The 26,978-nt window shown below is 62.4% G+C and carries 25 protein-coding genes; 12 read left to right on the top strand and 13 right to left on the bottom strand.

Translation table 11 applies throughout. The features are described 5' to 3' along the window. Positions 1–61 precede the first annotated feature (61 nt). Positions 62–622, bottom strand: coding sequence for a hypothetical protein (locus ACQR1W_RS14060; protein ID WP_434851338.1), 561 nt, complete (start codon positions 620–622; stop codon positions 62–64). 106 nt (positions 623–728) lie between these two features. Between ACQR1W_RS14060 and ACQR1W_RS14055 the strand changes: the two genes are divergently transcribed. From ACQR1W_RS14055 to ACQR1W_RS14030, 6 genes are all read left to right on the top strand, one after another. Further along, complete coding sequence (locus ACQR1W_RS14055; protein WP_434851337.1) at positions 729–1,475, top strand: 16S rRNA (uracil(1498)-N(3))-methyltransferase; 747 nt, start codon at positions 729–731, stop codon at positions 1,473–1,475. 121 nt (positions 1,476–1,596) lie between these two features. Beyond that, entirely contained in the window at positions 1,597–2,745 is a 1,149-nt protein-coding gene (locus ACQR1W_RS14050; protein WP_434851336.1) for an ATP phosphoribosyltransferase regulatory subunit, read from the top strand. Then, positions 2,742–3,719: an ATP phosphoribosyltransferase gene (hisG, locus tag ACQR1W_RS14045; RefSeq protein ID WP_434851335.1), complete on the top strand. Its 978-nt coding sequence runs from the start codon at positions 2,742–2,744 to the stop codon at positions 3,717–3,719. Before ACQR1W_RS14050 ends, hisG begins: the two co-directional genes overlap by 4 nt. 79 nt (positions 3,720–3,798) lie before the next feature. After that, on the top strand, positions 3,799–4,842 hold the full coding sequence (locus ACQR1W_RS14040) for a glycosyltransferase family 2 protein (protein WP_434851334.1): 1,044 nt from the start codon (positions 3,799–3,801) through the stop codon (positions 4,840–4,842). Next, the gene (locus tag ACQR1W_RS14035; protein WP_434851333.1) at positions 4,839–5,678 is read left to right on the top strand and encodes a ChbG/HpnK family deacetylase; all 840 of its coding nucleotides are present in this window, start codon (positions 4,839–4,841) and stop codon (positions 5,676–5,678) included. The genes ACQR1W_RS14040 and ACQR1W_RS14035 overlap by 4 nt, the downstream gene beginning before the upstream one ends. Before the next feature lie 136 nt (positions 5,679–5,814). Then, complete coding sequence (locus tag ACQR1W_RS14030; RefSeq protein WP_434851332.1) at positions 5,815–6,615, top strand: DUF2076 domain-containing protein; 801 nt, start codon at positions 5,815–5,817, stop codon at positions 6,613–6,615. 90 nt (positions 6,616–6,705) lie between these two features. Here the strand turns inward: ACQR1W_RS14030 and ACQR1W_RS14025 are convergent, their stop codons facing one another. Then, on the bottom strand, positions 6,706–7,500 hold the full coding sequence (locus ACQR1W_RS14025; RefSeq protein WP_434851331.1) for a L,D-transpeptidase: 795 nt from the start codon (positions 7,498–7,500) through the stop codon (positions 6,706–6,708). 311 nt (positions 7,501–7,811) lie between these two features. Here ACQR1W_RS14025 and ACQR1W_RS14020 point away from each other — a divergent pair, with 311 nt between their 5' ends. Next, positions 7,812–8,588, top strand: coding sequence for a protein phosphatase CheZ (locus tag ACQR1W_RS14020; RefSeq protein ID WP_008966858.1), 777 nt, complete (start codon positions 7,812–7,814; stop codon positions 8,586–8,588). Between the two features lie 79 nt (positions 8,589–8,667). Here ACQR1W_RS14020 and ACQR1W_RS14015 read toward each other — a convergent pair whose 3' ends face one another. Continuing rightward, positions 8,668–9,174, bottom strand: a complete 507-nt coding sequence (locus ACQR1W_RS14015) for a hypothetical protein (RefSeq protein ID WP_434851330.1) — start codon at positions 9,172–9,174, stop codon at positions 8,668–8,670. Between the two features lie 325 nt (positions 9,175–9,499). Here ACQR1W_RS14015 and ACQR1W_RS14010 point away from each other — a divergent pair, with 325 nt between their 5' ends. The 3 genes from ACQR1W_RS14010 (at position 9,500) to ACQR1W_RS14000 (ending at position 12,970) form a co-directional block, all read left to right on the top strand. Then, positions 9,500–9,796 carry a co-chaperone GroES gene (locus tag ACQR1W_RS14010; protein ID WP_008969749.1) on the top strand — a complete coding sequence of 99 codons (297 nt, stop codon included), beginning with the start codon at positions 9,500–9,502 and terminating at the stop codon, positions 9,794–9,796. Positions 9,797–9,909: 113 nt separating this feature from the next. After that, entirely contained in the window at positions 9,910–11,553 is a 1,644-nt protein-coding gene (gene groL, locus ACQR1W_RS14005; RefSeq protein ID WP_434851329.1) for a chaperonin GroEL, read from the top strand. A 220-nt stretch (positions 11,554–11,773) separates the two neighbouring features. Then, a complete protein-coding gene (locus ACQR1W_RS14000; protein WP_434851328.1) occupies positions 11,774–12,970 on the top strand; it encodes a hypothetical protein in 1,197 nt (398 codons plus the stop codon). 63 nt (positions 12,971–13,033) lie between these two features. Here the strand turns inward: ACQR1W_RS14000 and ACQR1W_RS13995 are convergent, their stop codons facing one another. Further along, a complete protein-coding gene (locus ACQR1W_RS13995; protein ID WP_008969752.1) occupies positions 13,034–13,444 on the bottom strand; it encodes an META domain-containing protein in 411 nt (136 codons plus the stop codon). A 141-nt stretch (positions 13,445–13,585) separates the two neighbouring features. Next, positions 13,586–15,250: an L-lactate permease gene (locus tag ACQR1W_RS13990; protein WP_434851327.1), complete on the bottom strand. Its 1,665-nt coding sequence runs from the start codon at positions 15,248–15,250 to the stop codon at positions 13,586–13,588. A gap of 335 nt (positions 15,251–15,585) precedes the next feature. Here ACQR1W_RS13990 and ACQR1W_RS13985 point away from each other — a divergent pair, with 335 nt between their 5' ends. Beyond that, positions 15,586–17,352 (top strand): ABC transporter ATP-binding protein/permease, encoded by a 1,767-nt coding sequence (locus tag ACQR1W_RS13985; protein ID WP_434851326.1) that lies wholly within the window; start codon positions 15,586–15,588, stop codon positions 17,350–17,352. Between the two features lie 240 nt (positions 17,353–17,592). On the opposite strand, the gene ACQR1W_RS13980 is transcribed toward ACQR1W_RS13985, so the two are convergent. The 4 genes from ACQR1W_RS13980 to ACQR1W_RS13965 all read right to left on the bottom strand — a co-directional run bounded on the left by ACQR1W_RS13980 (position 17,593) and on the right by ACQR1W_RS13965 (position 22,195). After that, positions 17,593–18,588 (bottom strand): TorF family putative porin, encoded by a 996-nt coding sequence (locus tag ACQR1W_RS13980; protein WP_434851836.1) that lies wholly within the window; start codon positions 18,586–18,588, stop codon positions 17,593–17,595. A gap of 481 nt (positions 18,589–19,069) precedes the next feature. Further along, positions 19,070–19,564, bottom strand: coding sequence for a hypothetical protein (locus ACQR1W_RS13975; protein WP_434851325.1), 495 nt, complete (start codon positions 19,562–19,564; stop codon positions 19,070–19,072). A 76-nt stretch (positions 19,565–19,640) separates the two neighbouring features. Further along, the gene (gene glcF, locus ACQR1W_RS13970) at positions 19,641–20,960 is read right to left on the bottom strand and encodes a glycolate oxidase subunit GlcF (RefSeq protein WP_434851324.1); all 1,320 of its coding nucleotides are present in this window, start codon (positions 20,958–20,960) and stop codon (positions 19,641–19,643) included. Continuing rightward, entirely contained in the window at positions 20,957–22,195 is a 1,239-nt protein-coding gene (locus tag ACQR1W_RS13965; RefSeq protein ID WP_434851835.1) for an FAD-binding protein, read from the bottom strand. Before ACQR1W_RS13965 ends, glcF begins: the two co-directional genes overlap by 4 nt. A 275-nt stretch (positions 22,196–22,470) precedes the next feature. Here ACQR1W_RS13965 and ACQR1W_RS13960 point away from each other — a divergent pair, with 275 nt between their 5' ends. Further along, positions 22,471–22,809: a putative quinol monooxygenase gene (locus ACQR1W_RS13960; RefSeq protein WP_434851323.1), complete on the top strand. Its 339-nt coding sequence runs from the start codon at positions 22,471–22,473 to the stop codon at positions 22,807–22,809. A 232-nt stretch (positions 22,810–23,041) separates the two neighbouring features. On the opposite strand, the gene ACQR1W_RS13955 is transcribed toward ACQR1W_RS13960, so the two are convergent. The 4 genes from ACQR1W_RS13955 to ACQR1W_RS13940 form a co-directional block, all read right to left on the bottom strand. Beyond that, positions 23,042–23,272: a hypothetical protein gene (locus ACQR1W_RS13955; protein WP_434851322.1), complete on the bottom strand. Its 231-nt coding sequence runs from the start codon at positions 23,270–23,272 to the stop codon at positions 23,042–23,044. 221 nt (positions 23,273–23,493) lie between these two features. Next, positions 23,494–24,189, bottom strand: coding sequence for a HEPN domain-containing protein (locus ACQR1W_RS13950; RefSeq protein WP_434851321.1), 696 nt, complete (start codon positions 24,187–24,189; stop codon positions 23,494–23,496). A 6-nt stretch (positions 24,190–24,195) separates the two neighbouring features. Then, a complete protein-coding gene (locus tag ACQR1W_RS13945; protein WP_434851320.1) occupies positions 24,196–25,377 on the bottom strand; it encodes a DUF262 domain-containing protein in 1,182 nt (393 codons plus the stop codon). Between the two features lie 307 nt (positions 25,378–25,684). Continuing rightward, positions 25,685–26,299, bottom strand: coding sequence for a hypothetical protein (locus ACQR1W_RS13940; RefSeq protein WP_434851319.1), 615 nt, complete (start codon positions 26,297–26,299; stop codon positions 25,685–25,687). Between the last annotated feature and the right edge of the window lie 679 nt (positions 26,300–26,978).

Raw genomic sequence — 26,978 nt, 5'->3', positions numbered from 1 at the left:
CATTGCGGCCCCTTAGTTGTATGTAACTGCGCGCAAATCGCGTCGCCGCGTCGTTGAGGTCCTATTTTATAATTTCGAAATCCCCCATCGGCTCTTTGGGAGGCCAAACGCGAGTCGGGGCAGTCGGTGCCGGACCCAGCACGTCCGGCCCGGCGGAGCGCATGCGCTTCGCAGCGTCGCAGACCTTCTGAAGCAGATGCTGCGTCGTCTCGTGTCCACCCTTGAGCTGGTCGACCACCCGCACGGAAATGCTGCAAGCCTGCGCGTGAGCCTCGAGGTATTTGATCATCTTGGCCTCGGCGTCTTCGAACGCACCGATCAGCCGGCAGACTTCGTCAGGCGGCGCATGCCGGTCGCTCGCGGCCTTGATCAGCTTGCCACGCCGCTCTGCCTCCTCGCGCAGCGGAAAGAACTCCGTCCTGCAGCTTTCGCTCGAACCAACTGGGCCGGTCGCGCCGGAAAACGGGCTGGTGAGATGATCGATAGGCGCTGCCCCGGGGCCATTCCCCGATGGGAGCGCCGAATCACCTGTCTGGCCAGGCAGCGGCGCTGGAAAAGTGCCTTGCGCCAGAGCCGCTTGTGCCCGAAATATCCCTGCAACGACAAGCGCCAGGATCAGCACGCGGACGATCAAGACAACCTCCTCACAGGAGTCGAGACTTCCGCCACCTTCTACCTAGAAGCGCGGGTTCCGCGCAATCTCACTCCCACCATCCCGAACAAATCGCATGCCCGCTTACGACTTCTCCGCTCCGCGCCTGTTCGTCGATGCGGCCTTGAGCACGGGCCAGACGGTCGCGCTCGAGCGCGACCAGCGCAACTATCTCGGCAACGTGCTGCGGCTGTCGACGGGCGATCGCGTGCTTGTGTTCAACGGCCGCGACGGCGAATGGCAAGCGGCAATCGCCGGCCGCAAGCGCGCCGAACAGCTCACCGTGCAGGAGCAGACCCGACCGCAGGATCGCCTGCCCGATGTCGCGTATGTGTTCGCGCCGCTGAAGCACGCGCGCCTTGATTACATGGTGCAGAAGGCCGTCGAGATGGGCGCCTGCCGCCTGCAGCCGGTCATCACCCGTTTCACCCAGGTTGCGCGGGTCAATGGCGAGCGCATGCGCGCCAATGTGATCGAGGCGGCCGAGCAGTGCGGCATTCTCAGCCTCGCCGAGGTGACGGATCCGGTGCCGCTCGAGCGCTTCCTCAGCCAGCGCGCGGCTGAGCGCCTACTCGTGTTCTGCGACGAGGCCGCGGAGGTGGGGAGCCCGCTCGAGGCGCTTCGGCTCGTTGGAGGACCGGCCACTGGCATCGACGTGCTGATCGGTCCCGAAGGCGGCTTTGCGGAGGAGGAACGGACGCTGCTGCTCCGGCAGCCGCGACTGGCCCGGCTCGCCCTTGGGCCGCGCATCCTGCGGGCGGATACTGCCGGTGTTGCTGCGCTGGCGCTGATCCAGGCTGTCCTTGGCGACTGGCAGGGGTAATCCCTGTTAAGACCGTCTCCGTTACAGGGCTAACCCGCGCCCGTTCCCTGTCGAAACCGCGGTTCTGGCATGCTAAGGGGGCCGCGCGCCCACGTAGCGCGAGCCCGATTGGAACCCGACGATGATGACCGGAACCGCCGCCTGGGCGGACAGACTGCTGCAATCCTTCGCCCAGGCCGGCTACGTCAGGGCTGAGCCGCCCATCCTGCAGCCGGCGGAGCCGTTTTTGGACCTCTCGGGCGAGGATATTCGGAAGAGCCTGTACCTCACGACCGACGCCAATGGCGAGGAACTGTGCCTGCGGCCCGACCTGACCATCCCGGTCGCTCGCGACTATCTGCGTTCGCCCGAGGCCGGCCAGTCGGCCGGCTTCAGCTATCTGGGAGCGGTTTTCCGTTACCGCAGCGGCAAGCCCAGCGAATTCCTTCAGGCCGGCGTCGAATCCTTCGGACGGCAGGACCGTGCGGCCGCTGATGCGGAGATGCTGGCGCTGGCGCTGGAGGCGATCGCGGCTGTCGGCATCGCCGATGTTGAGATTCGGACCGGCGACGTGGCGCTGTTCATCGCCTTGATCGACGCGCTCGGTCTCTACCCGGTCTGGCGGCGCCGGCTGATCAAGGATTTCAATCGCAAGATCACCCTGGAGCAGGACCTGGAGCGGCTCGCGCAGGCCTCTTTGGCGACCCGCAACGAATATGAGGGCGTGCTGGCGGCCCTCGCCGGCAGTGACCGGAAGGCTGCGCTGGCACTGGTCACCGACATGATGTCGATTGCGGGCGCCACCGCCGTCGGCGGCCGCACGGTGGCCGAGATCGCCGACCGCTTCCTCGAACAATCGACCTTGAAGGGCGGCGCCCTGCCCCGTGACGCACTCAACGTGCTCAAGCGGTTTCTTGCCATCAGCGGCGCTCCGAACGAGGCGATCACGCAGCTGCGGAGCTTGAGCAGCGACGCCAAGCTCGACATCGGCGCCGCGATCGATCAGTTGGAGGCCCGGGTCGGCTTCATGGTCGAGCGCGGCATCGACATCAAGAAGGTCCGCTTCGCCACCGCATTCGGCCGCGGCCTGGACTATTACACGGGCTTCGAGTTCGAACTGCACCGCAAGGGTAACGGTGCCGAGCCGCTGGTGGCTGGAGGTCGGTATGACGGCCTGTTGAGCCAGCTCGGTGCCCCATCGCCGATCCCGGCGGTCGGCTTCTCGATCTGGATCGAAGCGCTGGCGCAAGCGAATGGTTCGAGTATCGCCGCGCGCGGGAGAGTGTCATGAGCGCGCCCCTCGTCGTCGCCGTCCCCTCCAAGGGGCGGCTGCAGGAAAACGCGGAAGCGTTTTTCGCCCGCGCCGGCCTTACGCTGTCCAAGCTCGGCGGCGCGCGTGATTATCGCGGCACCATCGCCGGTCTCGACAATGTCGAGATCGCCTATCTCTCGGCCAGCGACATCGCCTCGCAGCTCGCGCGCGGCGCGGTGCATCTCGGTGTCACGGGCGAGGATCTCGTGCGTGAGAACATCACGGATGCCGACAAGCGGGTGCTCCTGATCGACACGCTTGGCTTCGGCCACGCCAATGTCGTCATCGCCGTGCCGCAGGCCTGGATCGACGTCCGCACCATGGCTGATCTCGATGACGTCACCACCGGCTTTCGCGCCCAGCACAACCGGCGCATGCGGGTGGCGACCAAATACATCAACCTCACCCGCAACTACTTCGCTGCGCATGGGGTGGTGGATTACCGTATCGTCGAGAGTGCCGGGGCCACCGAAGGCGCGCCCGCCGCGGGCGCCGCCGAACTGATCGTCGACATCACCAGCACCGGAACGACGCTGGCCGCGAACGGATTGAAGGTGCTCGACGACGGCGTGATCCTGCGCAGCCAGGCCAATCTGGTCGCATCGCGCGACGCCGACTGGTCGGACGGCGCGCGCGAGAGCGCCCGGGTCATTCTCGACCACATCCACGCGCGCGCCCGTGCCAGCAAATACCGCGAGGTGCGCACCCGCTTCAAAGGCTGTGACGCCGCCATGCTGACCGAAGCGCATAACCGGTTCGGCGTGGTCGCCCCGTTCGGCGAGCCGACCTCCTCGGGCATGGTGACCTTGCACTGCCCGCCGGCGCAGATCTACGCCCTCGGCAGCTTCCTGCGCAGCCATGGCGCCGATACGGTGTCGGTCGCCTCGCTGGACTATGTGCTGGACCGCGAAAACCCGCTATTTGCGAAGCTGGACGCCTTCCTGCGGTCATAAGTCGCCGTTCATCGTAGCGACAGGTTGTCGCGACTACCATATGTTGCGGGTATTGCCCGGGGGCCTGGGAACCTGACCGATGATGCTAGGGACTGACGTTTCGGACCTGTCCACGACCAAGGCCGATGCCGCTGCGCAGGGGCTGTCGATCGTGATCCCCGTCTACAACGAGGCGGCCGGACTGATCGCGCTGCATGAGCGCCTGAACGGCCTGTCGCGCACGCTACGGCAGCGCTTCGGGCTCGCCTGCGAAGTGGTCTATGTCGACGATGGCAGCACCGACAATACGCTTGCGGTGGCTCGCAATCTTTCCGCCGACGCGCTCGACATCCAGGTCATCTCGCTCTCGCGCAATTTCGGCAAGGAAGCCGCGCTGATGGCGGGGCTCGATCATGCCCGGCGCGGCGCCGTGATGTTCATGGACGGCGACGGGCAGCATCCGCCGGTGCTGGTCGAGCAGCTCGTCGCGCATTGGATCAACGACGGCTACGACGTCGTCTACACCGCCAAGGCCCATCGCGATAACGAGCCGTTGCTGCGGCGCATCGCGGTGCACGGCTTCTACGCGCTGATCAATTGGGGCGCACGACAGAAGATTCCGGAAGACGCCGGCGACTTCCGCCTGCTCTCGCCGCGCGCAGTGGCCGCCCTGCGCCAGCTTCCTGAACGCAACCGCTTCTTCAAGGGGCTGGCGAGCTGGATCGGTTTCCGCCAGATCCGCGTCGACTATGAGCCGGCGCCGCGCGCACACGGCGCGACGACGTTCAACCTGATGCGGCTGCTCGGCCTGTCGATCGAAGGCCTGACGTCGTTTTCGGTGGCGCCGCTGCGCTTCGCCAGCCTGCTCGGCCTGTTGCTGGCCTCGGCCGCGTTCCTGTTCGGTCTGTCGATCCTGTGGGAGACGTTCACGACCGGCAAATCCGTGCCGGGCTATCCGTCGATCGTGGTCGGCTTGATGACGATCGGCGGCGTCCAGCTGATCATGATCGGCGTGCTGGGTGAGTATATCGGCAAGATCCTCTCCGAGCTGAAAGCCCGGCCGATCTATTTCGTCGCCGAGCACAGCGAAAAGCGCCTTGCGGATGCCGCCTCCGGTCATGCCGAAAGGACCGCCGCCGAATGAACGAGGCGCACCGGCGCATCTGGCTGTGCGCCGATGACTACGGCATCAGTCCCGGGGTGAACCGTGCCATCCGTGACCTGATCGGGCGCGGACGGCTGAATGCGACCTCGGTCATGACGGTCGGTCCTGCGATCAGCCGCGACGAGGCCGCCGAGCTGCGCAAGGTCGCAGCCGACAGCCCGCGTTGCGCGATCGGATTGCACGTGACGCTGACGGCGCCGTTTCGTCCGCTGACAATGCATTTCCGCCCCAACAACGGCGGCATGTTTCCGCCGTTCCCGAAGCTGCTCCGCGCCGCGCTGCTGCGGCGGCTCGATCCCGAGATCATCCACGCCGAAGTGACGGTGCAGCTGGCTGCCTTTGGCGAGCTGTTCGGCCAGGTACCTGATTTCGTCGACGGCCACCAACATGCACAGCTCTACCCGCAGGTTTCTGACGGCTTCCTGGCTGCGGTGAAGCAGTCAGCGCCGTCGGCCTGGGTCCGCCAGGGCGGGCGCAATGCGCCGTTGGCACAAAGGCTGACCGCGCCCAAGGCGCTACTGCTCGACCTGCTCAGTGCGCAATTCCGGAGCTGCGCCAGACGCGCCGACCTCACGTTCAATCCGGCCTTTGCGGGCGCCTATGATTTCAACCGGACCTCCGACTTCGGCACGCTGATGAATGGGTTTCTCGATGGCCTGCCCGAGCACGGCTTGGTCATGTGCCATCCCGGCTTTGTTGATGACGTTCTGGTCGAGCTCGACCCGCTGACCGTGCAGCGCGAACGTGAACACGCTTATCTCTCCGGCGAAGATTTTCCGAAGCTGCTCGCCGCGCACGCGGTCCGGCTGGACTAGCTGCCACGAGCGGGCGTCCGGTCACATCGTCGCATACAGAAAATTAATCCGCCCCCCACTGGCCCCGACACAAAGCACCCATAGATTCCGCTCGCGCCTTGCCACAGCGGTTCAAGGCAAGCGGCAGGAGGATCTGATGACCCCGCAAGAACGCCAACTGATCGACGATCTGTTCGACCGGCTCGCCAAGCTGGAGAGTGCGCCGCGTGATCCGGAGGCTGCCGCCGTTATCTCCCAAGGCTTGCAACGCGCGCCGCACGCAGTCTATCCGCTGGTGCAGACCGTGCTGGTGCAGGACGAAGCATTGAAGCGCGCCAACGCCCGTATCGAAGAGCTGGAACAGCAGGCGCAGGCGCCGCAGCAGAGCCAGTCGGGCGGCTTCCTGGACTCGATGCGGGACACGATCTTCGGCTCAGGCCAATCCCGCGGTTCGGTCCCGAACGTGCCGCCTCCGAATGCGCCGAGCCGTCCGGTGTGGAACAGCGGCCAGGTGATGCCGCAAGGCCAGCCGAACTATCAAGGCCAGCCCAACTATTATGACCAGGGCGGCGGCTATGGCCAGCCGCGCGGCGGCGTCTTGGGCGGCGGCGGTGGCTCGTTCCTCGGCACCGCGGCGGCGGCAGCTGCCGGCATGGTCGGCGGTTCGCTGCTCTTGGGCAGCATCCGCAACATGATGGGCGGCGGCCAGCATCAGGCCTTCGGCGACACCACCATCATCGAGGAACGCCCGGAGACCACCTCGCCCTGGAGCGATCAATCGGGCAGTTCGCTGGCGCGCGATGCCGGCATCGATGATATCGGCCGCTCCGGCGACAGCGGCCGCTCCGGCCTGTTCGACCAGGCCTCTAATGACGACAGCGGCAACGACCGCGACGACATGGATATGGATTCCGACGACTACGGCAATGACGGCGGCGACGGCAGCGATTACGCGTAGTCCCGCCTGCCTGGCCGTCGAGATCAGAGCTGAGATAAGAAAAGGCCGCCCGCGCGGGCGGCCTTTTTGCGCTTCATGCCCGGTCGAGGCTCAGAGCACGATGACCCTGGTGCCGACGTTGACCCGGCCATAGAGGTCGATCACGTCCTCATTGCGCATCCGGATACAACCGGACGACACATTGGTGCCGATCGTCCAGGGCTCGTTGGAACCGTGAATGCGGTAGAGCGATGAACCGAGATACATCGCGCGCGCGCCAAGCGGGTTCTGCGGGCCGCCCTCCATGTGCCGCGGCAGGTCCGGCCGGCGCGCCAGCATCTCCGCAGGCGGGGTCCAATCCGGCCACTCGCGCTTGTTGGTGATGGTCTTCACGCCCGCCCAGGTGAAGCCCGGACGGCCGACCCCGATCCCATATCGCAACGCCTTGCCATCGCCCTGGACCAGATAGAGGAACTTGTTGGGCGTATCGATCACGATCGTGCCCGCATGCTCTTTGCCATCATAGTCAACGAGTTGTTTCTCGTATTTCGGGTCGAATGGCCGCTGCTGCGGGTCATAGGCCTCCTCCTGTTCGGGAAGCGCTGCGCCTGGCTCCATCGGGCGCTGCGGCTCATAGTACGACGGCTGCTGCTGATAGATCGGCCGCTCCGCGTCGTTGCGATAGCCGCGCCCTTGCGGGTCGCCGAACAGGAATTCGATGAAGCCGCCGCCCATGCGCGACCGCTCGACATAAGCAGAGCGAACTGGTGCGCTCTGCTGCGGCGGCCCGCCATAGATCACCGTCGGCTGCTGAAATCCTGCGGCATCGATGGCCGCTGCATAATCGATCGCTGCACAAGAAAGACATGCGCCGGCGAGCAGCGCTGAGAGGATGGACCTGAACATCGACGTACTCTGTACTGTTTCGTCTTGAAGACCGTTCATCGCGCGCGAGGAGAGAACGCGCCCTCGCCTACCGCCAATTAAGATCAAAACCCGATTGGTTTGGTAAACGGGAACCGGCTTCGGATTCACCATCGCGCCAGGTCGGGGCGGATTCGGCTGCTAGCGTTTATTTTCAATGAAGGTCCCGGCCGCATGGTTAACCAGTGGATATCGGCGCCGGCAAAAGCGCGCATCTATCAGTTCCGGCCGTGAACGCGATGTTAAATAGCCTCCGCTTAGAACAGACGGACGTTAAGGACAGGGATCATCTCATGTCGGTTCGCAAGCGTTTTCGTATCGAAGAAGGAATTATCGGCCATATGCCGGAGCCCCAATTCATGGGCGGCGAAATCGGGCCTCAGCACAAGGAAATCATGGACGAGCTCCGCGCAATCCGCGCGCAGATGGCAAATGCCACGCGCGCCGGCAACAACTCTTCAAACGCAGCAATCGAGGAATCCGCCGCCCGCGAGGTCGCCGAAGCACGCGCGCTGCTCGAGACCTATCGTGCGCAGATCGAACAGTGCGAGAAGCTCAAGGTCGAGCTCGACCTGATCCATGACGCGATCAACCGCACCAAAGGCGAGATCGCCGTGCTCCACGCCAAGAGCTTCGACGGGCAGGAAATGGCCAGGGTCAACGGCGAACTCGGCGCCGTGGTCGGCGGCACCGAACAGGCCACTCAGCAGATCCTTGAGGCGGCCGAGGCAATCGACCAGGCGGCCAGCGCGCTCGCCAAGGTCGACTCCGCGGACCAGCAGCGGATCCTGAGCGAGGACATCCAGGAGCGCGTGGTCTCGATCTTCGAGGCTTGCAACTTCCAGGATCTGACCGGCCAGCGCATCAACAAGGTGATGACCACGATGAAATTCATCGAGCACCACATCGTGGTGATGATGGAGATCTGGGGCGGGGTCGATGCGATCAAGGCCCATGCACCGCCGATCGTCGACACCCGTGAGGGCGATGCCAGGCTGTTGAACGGACCGAAGACGGACGGCGACGTCGGCCATGCCTCGCAGGACGATATCGACGCCATGTTCAACTGAGCGGGCGGCGGCACATCGCGAAATACGGAAACGCCGGCACATTGCCGGCGTTTTTTATTTCAGCGGATGCACGCTGCGATCAGGCCCGCGGCCCGCAGCGGACATAGACCATGTTGCCGTAGCGGGTTGCGGCGTCCTTGTCGACGAAGCGGGTCACCAGGACACGCCCGTCGAAGGAGAGCACTTCGCGATCCTGCTCGCCGCCTGGCGGTCCCGAAGGACCGATATAGTTCTTGCCGCCCGACGAGCCCTTCAGCCGGAGCTCCTGCGGCGTCGCCTGGTCAGCCAGATGCATCACCACACCGCCCGCGGTGCCGGCACCGATCGTATAAGGCTGCTTGCATTGGGCCACGGCCATCTTCTCGGTGCGGGGGCGGTCTGCCGGGTTCTGATACGAGGCCAGCCCCCATTTGCCGACGAGCTCGTCAGGGCGGATCGTCGCCGGCACCTCCGGCTCGACGCCTGGCTCGGTCGCGACCGGGCTCGAGGGCGACAGGCTGAAGCTGCTGCACGCCCCGAGAAAGACCGTGAGCACTGAGGCGATTCCCAGATTGGCAACCGCTCGCGCGCACCGTGAACTCTTCATGGCATCCCCTTAGAAACAAGATCGTGGCCGCCCCGTCCGGCAACCAAGCGCAAATCGGACGTCAGGGCAATGACGTCGCATGCCGACGTCGCGTTGCCAGCATGGTTTACCGAAGGCAGCATCTTATAACAGCCCCAAGAACGACTTAACCACTTTGCTTGACAGGATCAGCGGCAAGCCATATTTCCCGAGCGACCTTTAGCACTCGGAGGGCACGATTGCCAAAGGGGCGTGTCAGTCGGCGCTAACCTGGCGTCAGATGTGGCCGCATTCAGATTCTCTTCCGACAGCAACCCCGTTCGAAGCACCCGCAAAGGGAAACGTCATGGCTAAATCGAAATTTCGTCCGCTGCATGACCGCGTCGTGGTCAAACGTATCGGCGCCGAGGAGAAGACCAAGGGCGGCATCATCATTCCCGACACCGCCAAGGAAAAGCCGTCGCAGGGCGAAGTGGTCGCCGTTGGTCCTGGCGGCCGCGACGAGAGCGGCAAGCTGATCCCGATCGACCTCAAGGTCGGCGACCGCGTGCTGTTCGGCAAGTGGTCCGGCACCGAAGTCAAGCTGGACGGCGAGGAACTCCTGATCATGAAGGAGTCCGACATCATGGGCGTGCTGGCCTGATCCCCCTTTTCCCCGGTGCGACCCGGGGAACCGATTTTGCAAACCTCATCCGGGCGACTGACGGGCGGACTTCGCCCTCGCCGATGAGGTCACACCCCCAGGAGCATTTGAACATGGCAGCCAAGGACGTCAAATTCGCCGGCGACGCGCGCGAGCGCATGCTGCGCGGCGTCGACATTCTCGCCAACGCCGTCAAGGTCACGCTCGGTCCAAAGGGCCGCAACGTCGTGATCGAGAAGAGCTTCGGCGCCCCCCGCATCACCAAGGACGGCGTCACCGTCGCCAAGGAGATCGAGCTCGAAGACAAGTTCGAGAACATGGGCGCGCAGATGCTGCGCGAAGTTGCCTCCAAGACCAATGACACGGCGGGCGACGGCACCACCACCGCGACCGTGCTGGCCCAGGCCATTGTGCGCGAGGGCGGCAAGGCGGTCGCCGCCGGCATGAACCCGATGGACCTCAAGCGCGGCATCGACATCGCGGTGGCCGCCGTGGTCAAGGATCTCGAAAAGCGCGCCAAGCCGGTCGCCTCCTCGTCCGAGGTGGCTCAGGTCGGAACCATCTCCGCCAACGGCGATGCCGCGATCGGCAAGATGATCGCCCAGGCGATGCAGAAGGTCGGCAATGAGGGCGTGATCACGGTCGAGGAGAACAAGTCGCTCGAGACCGAGGTCGACATCGTCGAAGGCATGAAGTTCGACCGCGGCTATCTCTCGCCCTACTTCGTGACCAATGCCGAGAAGATGACCGCCGAGCTCGACGACGTCTACGTGCTCCTGCACGAGAAGAAGCTGTCGGGCCTGCAGGCCATGCTGCCGGTGCTCGAAGCCGTGGTGCAGTCGGGCCGTCCGCTCTTGATCATCGCCGAGGACGTCGAGGGCGAGGCGCTGGCCACCCTGGTCGTCAACCGCCTCCGTGGCGGCCTCAAGGTCGCAGCCGTCAAGGCGCCGGGCTTCGGTGACCGCCGCAAGGCCATGCTCGAGGACATCGCGATCCTGACCGGCGGTCAGCTGATCTCGGAAGATCTCGGCATGAAGCTCGAGAACGTCACGGTGAAGATGCTCGGCCGCGCCAAGAAGGTCGTGATCGACAAGGAGAACACCACGATCGTCAACGGCGCCGGCAAGAAGGCCGACATCGAGGCGCGCGTCGGCCAGATCAAGGCGCAGATCGAGGAGACCACCTCGGACTACGACCGTGAGAAGCTGCAGGAGCGTCTCGCCAAGCTCGCTGGCGGCGTCGCGGTGATCCGCGTCGGCGGCGCCACCGAGGTCGAGGTCAAGGAGAAGAAGGACCGCGTCGAGGACGCCCTCAACGCGACCCGCGCCGCGGTGCAGGAAGGCATCGTCCCCGGTGGCGGCGTGGCCCTGCTGCGCGCCAAGAAGGCGGTCGGCCGCATTCAGAACGCCAATCCGGACGTGCAGGCCGGCATCAACATCGTGCTGAAGGCGCTGGAGGCCCCGGTCCGCCAGATCTCCGAAAACGCCGGTGTCGAGGGCTCGCTGGTGGTCGGCAGGATCCTCGAAGAGAAGTCGGAGACTTTCGGCTTCGACGCCCAAAGCGAGGACTATGTCGATATGGTCGGCAAGGGCATCATCGACCCGGCCAAGGTGGTCCGCACAGCGCTGCAGGACGCATCGTCGGTGGCGGGTCTGCTGGTCACCACCGAAGCCATGGTCGCCGAGCTGCCGAAGGAGTCGGCCCCCGCCATGCCCGCCGGAGGCGGCATGGGTGGGATGGGCGGCATGGGCTTCTAAGCCCACCCTCGCTCAAAGACTGATGACGAAGGCCGCCTCCGGGCGGCCTTTTTCATGCGCAACCCTACCTCGCAAGCGTCTTGCCGACCGCCTGTCTCACGCGTTTCGCGTCGACGCCAGTCGGAACTTCGCTTAAGGAAGAGCGCCGCGGGTCACTCACGAAGTTTGGATTCAAGCTCCCTCGAACCTTTCTCTTCTGTCCGTCACGAGGATTTTGATAATGCGCGCGATTTTGCTTGCTGTGGCCGTTGTCGTGGCGGCTGTGCCGGAACTCGGTTGGGCCCAGACCAAGACTGGAACCAAGGCCGCTCCGAGCACGAGCGAGACCAGATACTTCACCGCGATCGACGGACTCATGGACGGCAACGCCGATGTGATCCTGAAGGAAACCCGGCAGGGCAAGACCGTCACCGCCGCGGTGATCGACGTCTGCTATCCCGTGGACAAGAGTTCCGATCGCAAGGATCGCTTCGTGGCCAATCTGACGGTGAACGGCCAGACGCTGACCGGCACCGCGCAGAGCAACGGCACCAAGGACCCAGTCTCCGTCAAGCTGACACAGAAGGCCAGCGGCGAGAGCTTCGAATTCCGCGGCCAGATCGCGATCGGCAAGACCGTGTCTGAGGTCGCATCGACGGACAACTCCGACATCAGCGAAAAGGAATTCCTGGAAAGCCAGTCGACCGATGACGGCATCGTCGCGCAGCCCAAGGATTTCACCGAGGTCTCGCCGGAAGCCGTTGCCGTGCGCGTCAAGCTCGATGCGGCGCTCGATTTCCTGAAAAGCCTCAGAGGTCAGGAGGTCGAGGTCGGGCTGTCCAGCCTGACCGTTGGCTGCGACGCCTTGCGCGCGGGCGAGCAGACCATCAGCATGACGGTCGATCCCGACCACGCCGCGGCGCTGATCGCCAAGGCGCGAACCATGAACGGCGTCGTCTCGGCCGGCTGGACGGCCGGGGCCGTCGAAATGGACCGCGCCCTGCGTTTTACGGCTGCTGACTGGCGCGATGGTGACAAGATCAACAAGGACAAGCTGGCGGCCGCAGTCTCCGACGTGCTCGCCAAGAGCTACGGGGCCAAAGCCACCGCCGCGAGCTGGAACTCCGTCACCGGCAAAATGAAGCTGACATTCAAGCGGCCGAGCCAGCTGATGCCGGGCCTCGATCTCACCGAGGTGATCGAGGTCGCCGGGCTGGTCGCTCCGGATAAGCCCGGCGGTTCGGATGCGCTGATGTTGTGGGTCGGCAGCCCCGTCACCACCACGGTCGACGAATCCGCCGGCGCAAAGCTGGCGTTGTCCGAGGAGTCCTCAGGCGACGAAGAAGGCGATCAGCGCGATGATGGCGCGGCCATCGACGAGCTGGCCAAGGCGCTGAAGGCCAAACGCTGGGACGCCGACAACTCCGTCTGGAAATAGGCGCGCGACACCAGCGCGATCGCGGCTGTGCCAGCGATCGCGCGTTTGCCCGCGGGGACGGATTCAGTTCGTATTCAGTCGAAAGTGCAGCGTCTTCGGCCCGATAAAGAAGATCGAATCGCCCTGACGCTTCCAGTTCGTGGCTGCGCTCAGTGCTGCAATCAACTCGTCATCGGCCTGCGCGCGCGAGGCCGGGCAGTTGCGGTCCTCGACCGCGCCGGCGATGAAGATCACGCTGTCGCCAGCGACGGAGAACTGCCCTTTCGCGCCCTTGCACCACAGCTCCAGCACGGTCTCCCCATGATCGCCGATGTCGAGATCGGGCACCCGCTTCGAGCCGGGCTGCGGCAGTGCGTCGAGAGTCATCTCCATGCCAAAGGGAAACCCGGTATCGGCCCGCGCGAGACTGCAAACTGCGCCCGACATCACAAGAGCTGCCGCAACGCCGGCAACGATTCGCTTCATTGACCCCATAGCCCCTCTCGACCTTTCGACGCCGCCTCTTCATAGCGGCGATCACGCCGGCGGCACGGCTCCCGCATAATTGTGACCCAAAAATAGCAATCCCCGCGCGAGCTCACCTTGCGCGGGGATTTTTTGCGATTCGTGGCGATGCTACTTCAGCACCATCGCCGTGAACGGATACACATAGGCCTGCAGCGTGACGAAGATGCCGACCAGGCAGGCCAGCACGATCGAATGCAGGAAGACATAGCGCAGGATCGAGCTTTCATGCCCGTACCAATTGGTCGCGGTGGAGGCGACCACGATGGATTGCGCGTCGATCATCTTGCCCATCACGCCACCTGACGAGTTCGCCGCGGCCATCAGGATCGGCGACAGGCCGAGCTGCTCCGAGGTGATTCTCTGCAGGTTGCCGAACAGCACGTTGGAAGCGGTGTCCGATCCCGTCAGCGCGACGCCCAGCCAGCCGAGCAAGGTGCCGAAGAAGGGATAGAGCACGCCGGTCGCGGCGAAAGCGAGCCCAAGCGTAGCATCGACGCCGGAGAGGCGCGTCAGCGTGCCGATCGCAAGCATGGCGGAGATCGTAATCAGCGAGATCGAGCACAGCCGGATGGTGCGGCCATATTCGGCGATGAGCTTGCCCGGCCCCACGCCCATCAGGAAGCCGGAGATGATCGCTGCGATCAGCATGCCGGTGCCGGTGAAGGTGAGATAGGTGAAGGAGAACACCGCGCCTTCCGGTGTCGGCTTCGCAGCCACCGGTGGCATCTTGTTGATCATCTTGTCCAACTCGGGGACCGGATAGTTCCAGGTGAAGATGGAGTTCGCCCAGGTCTTGAAGCTTCCGTTGCCCCAGATCAGCATGATGATGCAAACGATGATCCATGGCAGCAGCGCGCTCCACAGCTCGGCTTGCGTCAGCGGCGTGCGATCGAGCGGTTTCGCCGTCGCCATGGTTGCAGCCGACTCGTCCCGACTGCGCAGCGCCGGCGACAGCCAGAGCTGCTTCGGCTGCCACACCCGCAGGAACAGGATCAGGGCGCCCATCGAGATCAGTGAAGCGCCGATGTCGACGATCCACGGATTGACGAAGTTCGAGATCAGGAATTGCGGGACCGCGAAGGAGACGCCGGTGACGAGAACCGCCGGCCAGACGTCCTTCATGCCCTTCCAGCCGGCAAACGCCCACACCACCCAGAACGGGACGATCAGCGAGAACACTGGCAGCTGGCGGCCGACCATCGCGCCGAGAATGTAGGGGTCAAGCCCGGTCACCGAAGCAAGACCCTGGATCGGCGTGCCCAGCGCGCCATAGGCAACAGGCGCGGTGTTGGCAATCAGCGACAGGCCGGAGGCCGCGAGCGGCGAGAAGCCGAGGCCGATCAGCACGGCGCCGGTGATCGCCACCGGCGTTCCGAAGCCGGAGGCGCCTTCGAAAAACGCCCCGAAGGAAAACGCGACCAGCAGCAGCTGCAATCGCCGGTCCTCGGTTACGCCGCCGACCGCACGCTTCAACAACTCGAAGCGCCCGGTCGAGACCGTCACCTGGTAGAGGAAGATGACGTTCAGCACGATCCAGCCGATCGGGAAGAAGCCAGTGACGATGCCGAGCACCGTGGCGCGGATCGACATGTTGGGCGGCATCGTGAAGATGAAGATCGTGATCAGGTTGGTCACGATAACGGCGACGATCGCGGCGATATGCGCCTTCACCTTGCCGCTCGCGATCAAGACCAGCAGCGTGACCACGGGAACCGCGGCCGCGATGGTCGACAAAGCCGCATTTCCTAGCGGGTTATAGATCTGATTCCACATGGTTTTCCTCCCCGACTGCGTTCCCCATTGGTCTTCTTGGGCCTCGGCCCGGCGGGGCGGGTCAGGCCTGAATTGTCACAAGGCGAAGCTGCTCGGGACGTCCGGAATGTGCTCACGAATTCGGCAGTGCCGAACTGTGCTCAAATTCTCGCGAAATCTGCAGGCCGTTCCCACCCCATGCCGCAGGCCCATGCTAGGGTCTTGGGCAAGTGAACGACAAGCGAGCCCCGGCCGCGCGACTTACGACTTTAGTCTACAGTCTCCGCCGACCGCCCGGCGCTGCGGCAACTTTCCCGTTGGGGTCCCGAGGCCCCGTCTTCCGGAGCAGACCGTCTGTGAACAATCTTCGCTCGACCATCGCCATCGTCTGGCGAATCGCCATCCCGTATTTCCGCTCAGAGGACAAGATCGCTGGCCGCGTTCTGCTCGCCGCCGTGATCGCTATCGAGCTGTCGTTGGTGGCAATCCAGGTCCTGGTCAATGAGTGGCAGAACCGGTTCTACAACGCCCTTCAGCAATACGACTGGAACACCTTCGTTTGGCTGATCGGCGTCTTTCTCGTCCTCGGAGCGGCCTTCATCGTCCTGTCGGTCTACCAGCTCTATCTCAATCAATGGCTCCAGATCCGCTGGCGACGATGGATGACGGAGGTATATCTCCGCCGCTGGCTCGATGGAGCCAACCACTATCGGATGCAACTCAAGGGCGATGCGGCCGACAACCCGGATCAGCGCATTGCCGAAGATGTCAGGCAGTTTATCGAGCAGACATTGAGCATCTCGATCGGGCTGCTCAGTTCGATCGTGACGCTGGCTTCCTTCGTCGTCGTTCTATGGGGTCTGTCAAACGCTGCTCCACTGCAACTGTTTGGCAGCGACGTCGCAATCCCCGGCTATCTCGTCTGGATCGCCTTGATGTATGCGATTTTCGGTACCGCGCTCACGCAATGGATCGGCTCTCCGCTGGTCAACCTCAATTTCGAGCAGCAGCGGCTCGAAGCCGATTTCCGCTTCAATCTGGTCCGTGTCCGCGAAAACTCCGAGCAGATCGCGCTCTTGAGAGGCGAACAGGCCGAGCAGGGTCAGCTGTCGACCCGCTTCGGCCGCGTTGTGAACAATTGGTATCAGATCATGAGCCGGACGAAGCGGCTGACGGCATTCACAGCCGGCTATTCGCAGGCTGTCGTGATCTTTCCTTATGTTGTGGTTGCACCAGCCTATTTTGCCAAGACGATTGCGCTGGGCGGCATGATGCAGACTGCTTCCGCGTTTTCGAACGTACAAAGTGCATTGTCGTTTTTCGTCAGTGCATACAGAACGCTTGCTGACTGGCGCGCGACCGTCGCCCGCCTCGATGGTTTCGAGATGTCCATCGACAGCGCGATATCGCTGTCCAGCGAGCCGCAGACCGTCGACCTTGTGAGTGCGACCGGCCGCGACGCGATCGAGATGGAGCAGCTGCTGCTCAAACTTCCGAACGGCATGCCGTTGATCTCGGCGGATGGCTTCAGTATTCGCAGCAACGAAAGCACCCTGGTGACCGGCCCATCAGGAGCAGGCAAGTCGACCTTGTTCCGCGCTATTGCCGGCGTCTGGCCGTTTGGCGCCGGCGTCATCAGCGTACCTGCCCATGCCAAGCTGATGATGTTGCCGCAGCGGCCCTATTTCCCGATCGGGGCACTGAAAGCGGCGATCACCTATCCGGCGCCATTCGACGCCTTCAGCGATGACCAGGTCCAGGCCGCGCTCGCGGCGGTGGGGCTGCCGCAGTTCAGCGAGCACCTAGGAGACGACGCCCACTGGAATCGCATGCTGTCGCTCGGCGAGCAGCAGCGGCTGGGGATCGCGCGCGCATTGCTGCATGCGCCCCAATATCTGTTCCTGGACGAGGCGACAGCCTCTCTGGATGAACCGTCCGAGGCCAAGCTCTATCGCGTGCTCATCGAGCGCCTGCCGGAAACCACGATCGTCTCCATCGGTCACCGCTCGACCCTGCACGATCTTCACGACCGCAGGGTCGAACTGACCCGTCACGGCGATCGCTTTTCGCTTGGGACTAAGGACCAGGAAGCCGCGGCGTTCTCCGCGGGCGGCGGCGAGTAACCGGGACGACGGAGCCCGGCCAGGACGACATCCAGTGGGCCTGTGCGCCGTCCTGATGTCCCCTGCGTTTGATGGGATCGTCAGGCCGATAAGCTGCAGGCCCTGACTTCGCCACCCTCTCGATCGGCGACCGGGGGTGAGATGCCCTGCTCCGCCTGCCCGACGGCTCTTTCACCGCTCGCAAAAAAGCAAAGGGCGGCAGATTCTCTGCCGCCCCGCTTCTCAGTTCTTGAGACAGGCTTACTTCAGATTGCTCATCGCGGTCAGGTCGAACGAGAGCTTGGCGATGCCGGCCGCGCCGCACCAGTTCGAACCGGTCCCGAGCGGGTTGTTCGGCGTAACGGTCGTGGTTCCGACGGTCGCGTTGAAGGCGCCGGTGAAGACGCTGCAATCACCCTTGGACAGGTTGGTGTCGGAGTAGCGCAGGTCCAGCGTGAAGACCTTCCAGGTGAAGCCGATACCGACGTTCCAGGTGTTGTAGTCGGCATAGTGAATGCCGTTCGGGAATGCCGGGGTGCCGTAGAAGCTGTCGGTGGTGCCGAACCACTGGCGGCCGAATTCGCCAGAGACATACATGCCGACGCCGCTGGTGCCGAACATGGTGCCGGGGGCGGTCCACTTGCCGGTGATCGAGGTGTAGTTGCCCCAGGCGCCGGAGTTCAGGAAGCTCGGCGTATAGAACTCGGTGAAGCCGACCGCCCAGCTGTCGTTGATGGTGTAGGTGCCCTTGCCGTAGACCTCGAAGAAGCTGACGTCCTTCTTCATGGTGTTGCCGTTGAGAAGGAAGTTGGTGGCGCACTCGGTGCCCTGGAAATTGCCGGCGAAATCGAAGCCGTTGCCGCCGAATTGGCAGGTACCGCCCGGATACAGGTAGCCCCACACGCCGATGTCGAAGGCGAAGGCGCCGAAGGTCGGGCGGATACCGCCGTAGACGTCGATCTCAGCCGCGGCGCGGTTGGCGAAGGAGATGCTCTCGCCGGAGACGCCCAGGTAGAGCTGCAGGTCCTTGTTGACGTTGTAGCGCGGCTCGAAATAGGCGGCGACCGACGGCTTGTGGTTCGACTGGGTGACGCCGCGGAAAATGTAGTCATTCATGATCGCGCCGCCGAAGGCGATATCCCAGGGCTCGAACGCCGGTGGCGGCGGAGCCTTCAATGCCTTCACAGCCAAATCAGCAGCGGAGGCCGACCCCGATACCATTGCCAGCGCCGTTGCCAACAAAGCCCACTTCTTCATGACGATCCCCATCACCTAAAGATTCCAAACATCAGTCCGATTTCCGATCCCCCCGGGACACAAACGAACGGACTGCGTCAAACCATTGGCAATTTGTGACAGGAGTAGTTGACAGGAGAAGCAAAAAAACGCGGCATCTGCCGACTTTTTGGGCGTTTTGGCTTTTCTGCGGCGGGTTGTCGGCAGCTGTTGCATTTGAACAACAAGCTTTTCCGCCGCTAGATACATCAAGATGCATTGGGGACCCGCGAGTCACACCGCAGGCGTCAGGCGCAGCCAGGACGAATCAGTCCGTTGCATTTCGGTCGAGCAGCCCGGTTGGCGGCGACGGTTTGCGCGCGGCGGTACCGAGATGGGCGGAGGCTTGAAGAGAGCCACGCGAGCGGCGTTGTTGCTGCAGGCGCTAACTCGCAAACGAAAAGGCCGCGGCGGAGCCGCGGCCTTCGTCAACTGATCTCGTCCGATGGACGCGCGGTAAGCCCTAATGACCTGCGCCGGCCGCGTCTTCGTCGCCCTCCGAGTCGTGGCCGCCGTGCTCAGAGCTTGAACCGGCCCAGCTTTCGCCATGCGCCGATTCGGTCTCGGGCGTATCAGCGTGACCCATCTCGGGCATCGGCTCCATCACTGGCGCAGCCTTTGGGGCGCGCTTCTTGGCAGCCTTCTTCGGAGCCGCAGGCTGCTCTGCCGCAGGCTTTGTCGGCGCCGACTTTGCTGATTTGGCCGCCTTCTTCGCAGCCGTCTTGGCCTTCTTGGCAGGAGCCTTGGCGGCCTTCGCAGCTTTCTTTGGTGCCTTCTTTGCAGCCTTCTTGGCTGCGACTTTCTTCGGAGCCTTCTTGGCGGATTTCTTCGCGGATTTCTTCGCAGCTTTCTTGGCGGACTTCTTTGCCGTCTTCTTGGCTGCCTTCTTGGCCTGCGCCATCAGCTTCTTCTTCTTTTTATCCTTCTTGTCTTTCTTGTCCTTGTTGTCTTTCGCCATCGTGACCCTCCTGTTGCCGCCGAACGTTCCAGCGGACGCCGGATGGGGCCGGCTCGTGACGCACGACCCCCATCGCTCAATTCAATCCTGGCCGAGGACCGCCCGTCGCCCAGTCGAGAAGCTCAACGGTGTGGACAACGGGAACTGACGTGCCACTGGCGATCTGCATCATGCAGCCGATATTGCCCGCAGCTATTACATCCGGCTTGACGGTTGCGATGTTGGCGACCTTCCGATCACGCAGCCTCACCGCAATCTCAGGCTGGAGAATGTTGTAGGTCCCCGCCGAACCGCAACACAAATGACTCTCCGGCACATCTTTCACTACGAATCCCGTCTTGCAAAGTAATTCTTTCGGAAGAGCTGTGATTTTCTGCCCATGTTGCAGCGAACATGCTGAGTGGTAGGCCACCACGATGTCATCTTTCGGTGCGGCCGATCTCAATTCGACTGCGCTGAGATACTCGGTGACGTCTTTCGCCAATCCCGAAATCTTGGCGGCCGCCGCAGCATATTGCGGGTCCTCGCGCAGCATGTGGCCGTAGTCCTTGATCACGGTTCCGCAGCCGGATGTGGTCACCAGAATGGCGTCGAGGCCGCCGCGCTCGAGCTCCGCGCTCCAGGCGCGGATGTTGGCGCGGGCCCGCGCCAGCGCGTCGTCGTCCTGTCCCATGTGATGATTGAGCGCGCCGCAGCATTGCTCGTCCTTGACCAGGACGACCTCGACGCCGTGCCGCGTGAGCAGGTTGATGGCAGCCTGATTGATCCTCGGCGCCAGCACCTGCTGGGCACAGCCCTGCAGCAAGGCCACCCGCCCACGCCGTTCGCCCTGCGCGGGAAACACCGAGCCGCCGGCGGGCCCCGGAGGCGGCAGTTGCCCTGGCGCCAGGTCCAGCATCGCCTGCAGCCTGCGGAGCAGGCTCGGTGCCGGCCCGGCCGCCGCCGAGGGTTTCGGCAGCAGGCCCGCCAGCGGCCGGCCGAACCGGGCGAGCATGGTCGCAAGCCGAAACGCGCCCGGGCGCGGCAGCACATGCGCCAGCACCGCGCGCAGCAGACGATCGGCCAACGGACGCGTGTAGGTCTTCTCGATTCGCACCCGCGCCTGGTCGACCAGGTGCATGTAGTGGACACCGGAGGGACAGGTCGTCATGCAGGACAGGCACGACAGGCAGCGGTCGATATGCTTGACGACCTCGGCCGTGGGCGGCTGGTCCTTTTCCAGCATCTGCTTGATCAGGTAGATGCGCCCGCGCGGACTGTCGAGCTCGTCGCCGAGCAGCACATAGGTCGGACAGGTCGCGGTGCAGAAGCCGCAATGGACGCAGGCGCGCAGGATCTTGTCGGCGACCGCGATATCCGGATCGGCAAGCTGGGCCAAGCTGAATTCGGTTTTCATGGCGCCACACTCCGCCGCAGACGGCCGCGATTGAGAACGGCCTTCGGATCGAAGGAGCCGCGCACGCGCGCCTCCAGCGCGGCCACCCCGGCCGGTTGGGGTTGGAAAACGTCGACCACGCGGCGGACGTCCTCGGACGCGCGCAGCAGTGTGGCATGGCCGCCGACGGCGCCGACATGCCGGCGCACGCCCGCCGCGGCGGCATCGGGCTGCGGCGGCAACGCCAGCCAGATCAGGCCGCCGCCCCAATCATAGATCACCTCGCCGCCCGTCTCCTGCGCGAGCAATCGTCCCAACGCACCACCGGAGACCGGCGGACAGACGATCCGCCACACCGGCCAGGCCCCGAGCGGCCCGTCGGCGGCAAACGGCAGGACGTCGCGGATCGCGCTCCAGATCGGCGCGGATGCGGCGTCATCCACAATTTCGGCGGTTCCGAACGGCGCCAGCTGCTTGGCCAGCGAGGCGGCACGATGGGCCACTGAGGCCGTGATGCCCTCCAGGCGCACCAGGGTCAGCGACTGCTGTGGACGGGCAATCGCCTTCAGCCCATCGGTCTCGGCAGACGCGATCGAGGCCGGCAGATGCGCCGCGCCCGACACGTCGAACGGCGAGCCGAGCGCCGCGGTCATGGCCTGATTGGCCGTACCGTCATCGAGGCCGCGCAGCACCAATGTCCGCTCGGCCTCGGGACGCGGCATCACCTTCAACGTCACCTCGGTCATGACCGCAAGCGTGCCCCAGGAGCCGGCGAGCAGCTTGCAGAGATCGTAGCCGGTGACGTTCTTCACCACCTTGCCGCCGGTCTTGAAGCTCTCGCCGAAGCCCGAGACGGCATGCGCGCCGAGCAAATGATCGCGCGCGCCGCCGGCCTTGATCCGGCGCGGACCCGCCAGCCCTGCCGCGATCATGCCGCCGATCGTGCCGCGCCCGGGGGTGCCCAGGAGCGGGCCGGTATCGACCGGCTCGAAGGCAAACTGTTGGCTCTTGGAATCGATCAGCGACAGCACGTCGGCGAGCGGCGCGCCGGCCTGCACCGTGATGATCAGCTCGTTCGGCTCATAGGAGATCACGGCGTTCAGCGCCGACAGGTCCAGCACGGCATTGGTCGCCATCGGCTGGCCGATCGCCCGCTTCGAGCCATGACCGACAATCTCGAGCGGCTGCTCGCCGGCGATGGCGGCGCGCACCACCTCCTCGACATCGGCTGCGTTGCGTACTTTGAGGGCGTCCACCACTGCGGGCCTTGCTTGATTGTGACTGATAGGGCGGACGCGCGAAGCGCAGCCGCTGCCATTGGCAGCCTTTCTAAAGAGATATGCAGGCCGGACACAAGGGTCGGCGTGACGGAACACGCCACCCGCGCGCGCGGCACGTCCGGTCCGCCGAGACATCAGCGTCTGGAGGGCGCATCGTCCGCATCCATCGTTCTGCCGCGATCGAACTATCCGCGCGAAAAACGGGCGTATTGGTCGCCTCGTGAAGACCCCGAACGAGAGGAACAACGACAATGGCGCAGTATGCAATCGACACGATAACGGTGAACGAGGCTGTCAGCGGCGGCGGCCTGCTGGTGGTGGCGCAATGGCAGGCCAAGGACGGCGAGGCCGACCGCGTCGCCGAGATCCTGTCGCGCTTCCTCCCTGAGGCGCAGAAGGAGCCCGGCGCCCAATTGTTCCTGATCTCCCGCGCCAAGGACAACCCGGCACAGTTCCTGTTCTACGAGCTGTTCCGCGACGAGGCCGCGTTCAAGGCGCACCAGGAGAGCGAGCATTTCAAGACCTATATCGCCGGGCAGGCCCTGCCCCTGCTGGCGCGGCGCGAGCGGATGCAATACGGGTTGATTTAGGGCGTGAACGACCAAGACCGGGATTGATTGGATAGCGGCCTGTCGTTTCCTGTGCGGGAAGGGGCAAGCCGCCGTCAGCGTCGCTATTCAGCGACAGCAACGGGTCTGGCGCCGCGCCTTCAATAAGGTGAACTGTCACCGTAATTTCGCGAAGCCAAGCTGCTTACCTCGCGGCGCCTCTTGAGCGAGGCAGGCGAGACGTTCTTGTGAATTACCTTGGAGGGATGATTTCTTAAGTAACGATCTCAACACCGGCAACGGCCGCCGCGATGACATCACGCGGAAGCGACGCCAGAAATTCGACGTGCCCTGCGAGTTTGACGTTAACAGGCCGATTCCGTATCAACGTAATACTCGAACTGTCCGAGGCGATTTCATCAAAACCTTCGGCGTCCGCGATGTCGCGAAACAACGTATTCTTACGGATTTTGATCTTCGCGCTTAGCTCTTGCGGGTAGGCCATTGCATTTTCCTTTCGAATCAACGTCAGCCCTCAAGAGAATTTAGGCTATCCAATATGTCACGCAAGCCAGATCAAGAGCAGATGATTCTTTGAATGCCGCACGGCCAATGGTGACAATGCAGCCCGTAGAGCGCGAAGCGTAACCCGCCGACCTTTCGAACACTGCAATCGAAGTTCAGCCCAACGAAAACCGCATCGCTTAGGCAGACAATCCACTGCAGTTATCGCGCACCGGCAGCAGGTTTTTCTTTCGAGCTCGACGCAGGGACAGGCTCCAGAATTTTCAGAGCGTCATCCGCGATTTTCAGACACAGCTTCAAACAGTCACCAACGATCTCGCGTGCTTTCTCCGGCGTCATCGGGTGCGTAGCTCTCTTTCGATCTGTGAAGTGAGCTAGCTCGGCGGCGGTGTGCGCGTAAGAACCACGAGCATCGGCTAACGTTCTCAGCGAGTCGACCAAAGAAAGATCAAGCGAAACGTCGACGGCCACCGGCGTGAATATCGCGCGAAGATACTTTAACGAAAATCCGTGATTGTCTAAGATTGCCTTTGAATGTGCTTGTTTGACCTCATTTAGCACTGTCCGGATAGCATCGAAATGGCGATCCTGCTCCACTTCCTCACTCTCTTCGATTCTCAGCCTCGCATCGTAAAAGAGGCATAGAGCCAGCAGGGGCTTTGCAATACCCCTCGTGTCATACCAATGCTGAATCGAGCCCTTCATCAATTCAATAGAAATTTTTTCGACAAACTCCTCGAACGCTGCGTGTGCTAAAAGACAATATGCTTTGACATGAAGATGATACTTGTCGGGCCCGTCTTGGGGATCGGCAGGAAAGAACTTCGAGAGGAACTCTAACTCGATTTGCTCGATCTGCCTTTTTAGCTCATCGCTTAAGTCGCTCATCAAATGCATGACGCATCATTCAGGCTTCGGCACAGGGACGTCATTGATGGCGGTCTTGAACGTCGCATTAATCAGCTGACGAAACAAATCGAAGCGAGTAAAGTAACGCTCCTTCGTCTTAGTCGTCGTTTCGATGCTGTCTTGGAATGCCCGGTCAGTCGAGCAGAACGACTGAAAGGCGGAGACAAATTTTTCTTTGTGGGCGTTGAACTTCCTATCAGTAATGCGTGCGAAATAATACACTTGGACCTCAAATAGCGCCCGATTGAACCTCGTTTCCCAGTCTTTAACGAACTTTCGTCCCACCTTATTAGGCGGGAACAGTTCCAACAGTCTGGCGGTGCCCTTATTAAATTGAATGAACAACTCTTCCGCCTCGGACTTTAAGCCCGAATCCCAACCTTTGTTGACTCTAGCCATAGTCGCATCGAGAAACGGCGTAAGATTTCCATCGTAAAGCTCGCCATATTTGGAGAACGCGATATATCGAAGGAGAATCTCTGCGTCCCTCAGTCGCGCATCTGGCTCGGAGAGCCTCATAACGTCGTGGAGCGGAAGCACCTGATTCGTAGCGCCGATAATAAAGTCGGCAAACATCCCTCTGTTGAGCACCTGCCGCAATTCTTGGGATGACAGCGGAACAGATCCCGCATTCAATCGATAGAAAATATCGTAAAGCACGCCGACATCGCTGTAATTGGATATGATCGTACAGCGAATGTCCGCATTTCGTAATCCACGCTGATCTTCGCTCTCAGCAACCTCACCTGAATTAGATTGCGGACCAGCAAACTCCGCGAAGGATTTCCCATTGAGTTCGCCGCGCGTCTTCAATCCTCGGAGCTTCGGCACCTTCCAAAATTCAAATTTTGATTCGAGAAATCCGGCGACAGCCAGCAGCCTCTGCTTGCCATCTATTACCAGGAAGGCGCCCTTCCTGCTTTGGTCCTCAGCCAATACGATTTCTGGAACTGGAACGCCGATAAGCAGTGACTCTATGAGCTTACTCCGCTTTTCGTCTGTCCATGCATTCCGCCGCTGGAACTTTGGATTTAGATCAATGTTTCCTCGCTCAATCTGCCTGACAATAGTTTCGACAGTCCAATCGCGCGAGAACACGACAAGACTGCGTGCTTCGCTAACGGATACTTCGTCTTCAAGCTCCTCATTCCAATCCGATTCTTCTGCGTCAGACATAAAGCATCCGTAAATGTTATCTCTCTAGATGGCTCAATCTAGAAGAGCCGCAAGCGTCGAGCAAGGCAGAACGCATACCTTCAACAACGCTATTGCACGCGCAACATCGGCTAGCGCTCGCGACCACCTGTCGTCGCACGTCGGTATCGGCTTGAACTTGCACATAATAGCTTGGGTCCGCGCTTACGGCTCAGCCCTCAGGCCCATGCGCCGAGCAACAAGCCGAACGCCTCCTGTCTCACAATGATTGACGAGCTTCTAACCCTCAGGGAAACAACAATTAAGCTAATAGGATTGAGCCGCCCGCCTAACCCTCCTTCACGATCTTATCCGGCAAGCGCGCATCCTTAGTGAACACCTCAAGCTCGATCATTAGCTTTTCCCAGTAACCAGCCGCTTCGATGAAAGCCAGTTCGGCATCCATTTCCCTGTCGTTGAAGGTGACGCGAAGGCTCATCGATAGATCCCCAGGCTTCACGAAACCGACACCTTTTATCTCCTTAGTCCAAACCGCTTGGGCCTTGATGCTATGGTCTACTTTATCTTTGCGCATATGCTTAGAGCCTGTCGCGATTTCTCGGCAAATACGCAAGGCATCACTATGCGGAACAACAGCGTTCTGAAACTTCCCCAGGCCGTTTCGCACTCCGGTCGGCGTCTCCTCGAACACGATCTGGAATTTGGTGGCGAGTTTGGTGCGAAGCTGAGGGCTGTACTGCCAGAGCCAGTCTGAAACATGCCAGGCAGTCACGGCGGTGTTGAAGGCGTGAAACAAGGGTTCAGGCGCTGCCTCGTTGTCCTTCCAAACGGACATCGAATTCATCAGGCCGTTCAATTCCCAAGCCAGCTTCGTCCACATGTGCTGGGGATGATCCATCCCGAATACATTGGAGATTTCGCTTGGCTTTGGCTGCTCAACCATATGTTCCTCTCCGCAGGCGCGATGATCTTCAAGGGTGAGGCGGCAACTTGAAGTATGCCAACGCGCCCATAGTGCATCCGACGATACGGACCAAACCGCCGATAATTCCGACTAGGCTGCTTACGAGTTGCACGCGGCTGTACCAGTGACCCCACCGCGCCTTTTGGTAGGCGAAGATGTCCATACGCAGCTTTGACGCTCCAGACCTGGATAGGTGACGGCGTCCGAAATGATCGAATCCTCCCAATCGTCTTGCGACTGTGGAACTGGCACCCGACAATGCGCCGCGCGACTTACTAGTCTCCGGGACTCAGCGATATCTCGTTCATCATCGACAAACCGCAGTTCGTGATGCTCATTCTCTTGGATTTTCTCAATTTCGGCGTCTGACTTTTTTGCGAGTCTTGCGGCAGCCACATCCTTTCCGTAAGCCTTCAGGATGGCCGCTCTTGAGCGGCGCATCTGCCTGATTGCCCACCAGTGCTTTAGACCGTCCAACATGCCTGCTCCCAGAGAGGACGAGTTTACCCAAGCCCCGCTCTCGCGCTATCGGAATGTTCTTCAGATTTGCTCCACACGGGAGAGGTCCAAGGCTCGATCCGTCGCGCATCCTGCGAGCCCGCTCGCCATGCTTCGAAGAGAACCTCCAGCCGACGGGCAAATCACCTCAGCAGTTTCT

It is taken from the genome of Bradyrhizobium sp. HKCCYLS1011 (assembly GCF_051167795.1).
Classification (GTDB): Bacteria; Pseudomonadota; Alphaproteobacteria; order Rhizobiales; family Xanthobacteraceae; genus Bradyrhizobium.
This window is presented reverse-complemented; position numbering and strand designations above follow the sequence as displayed.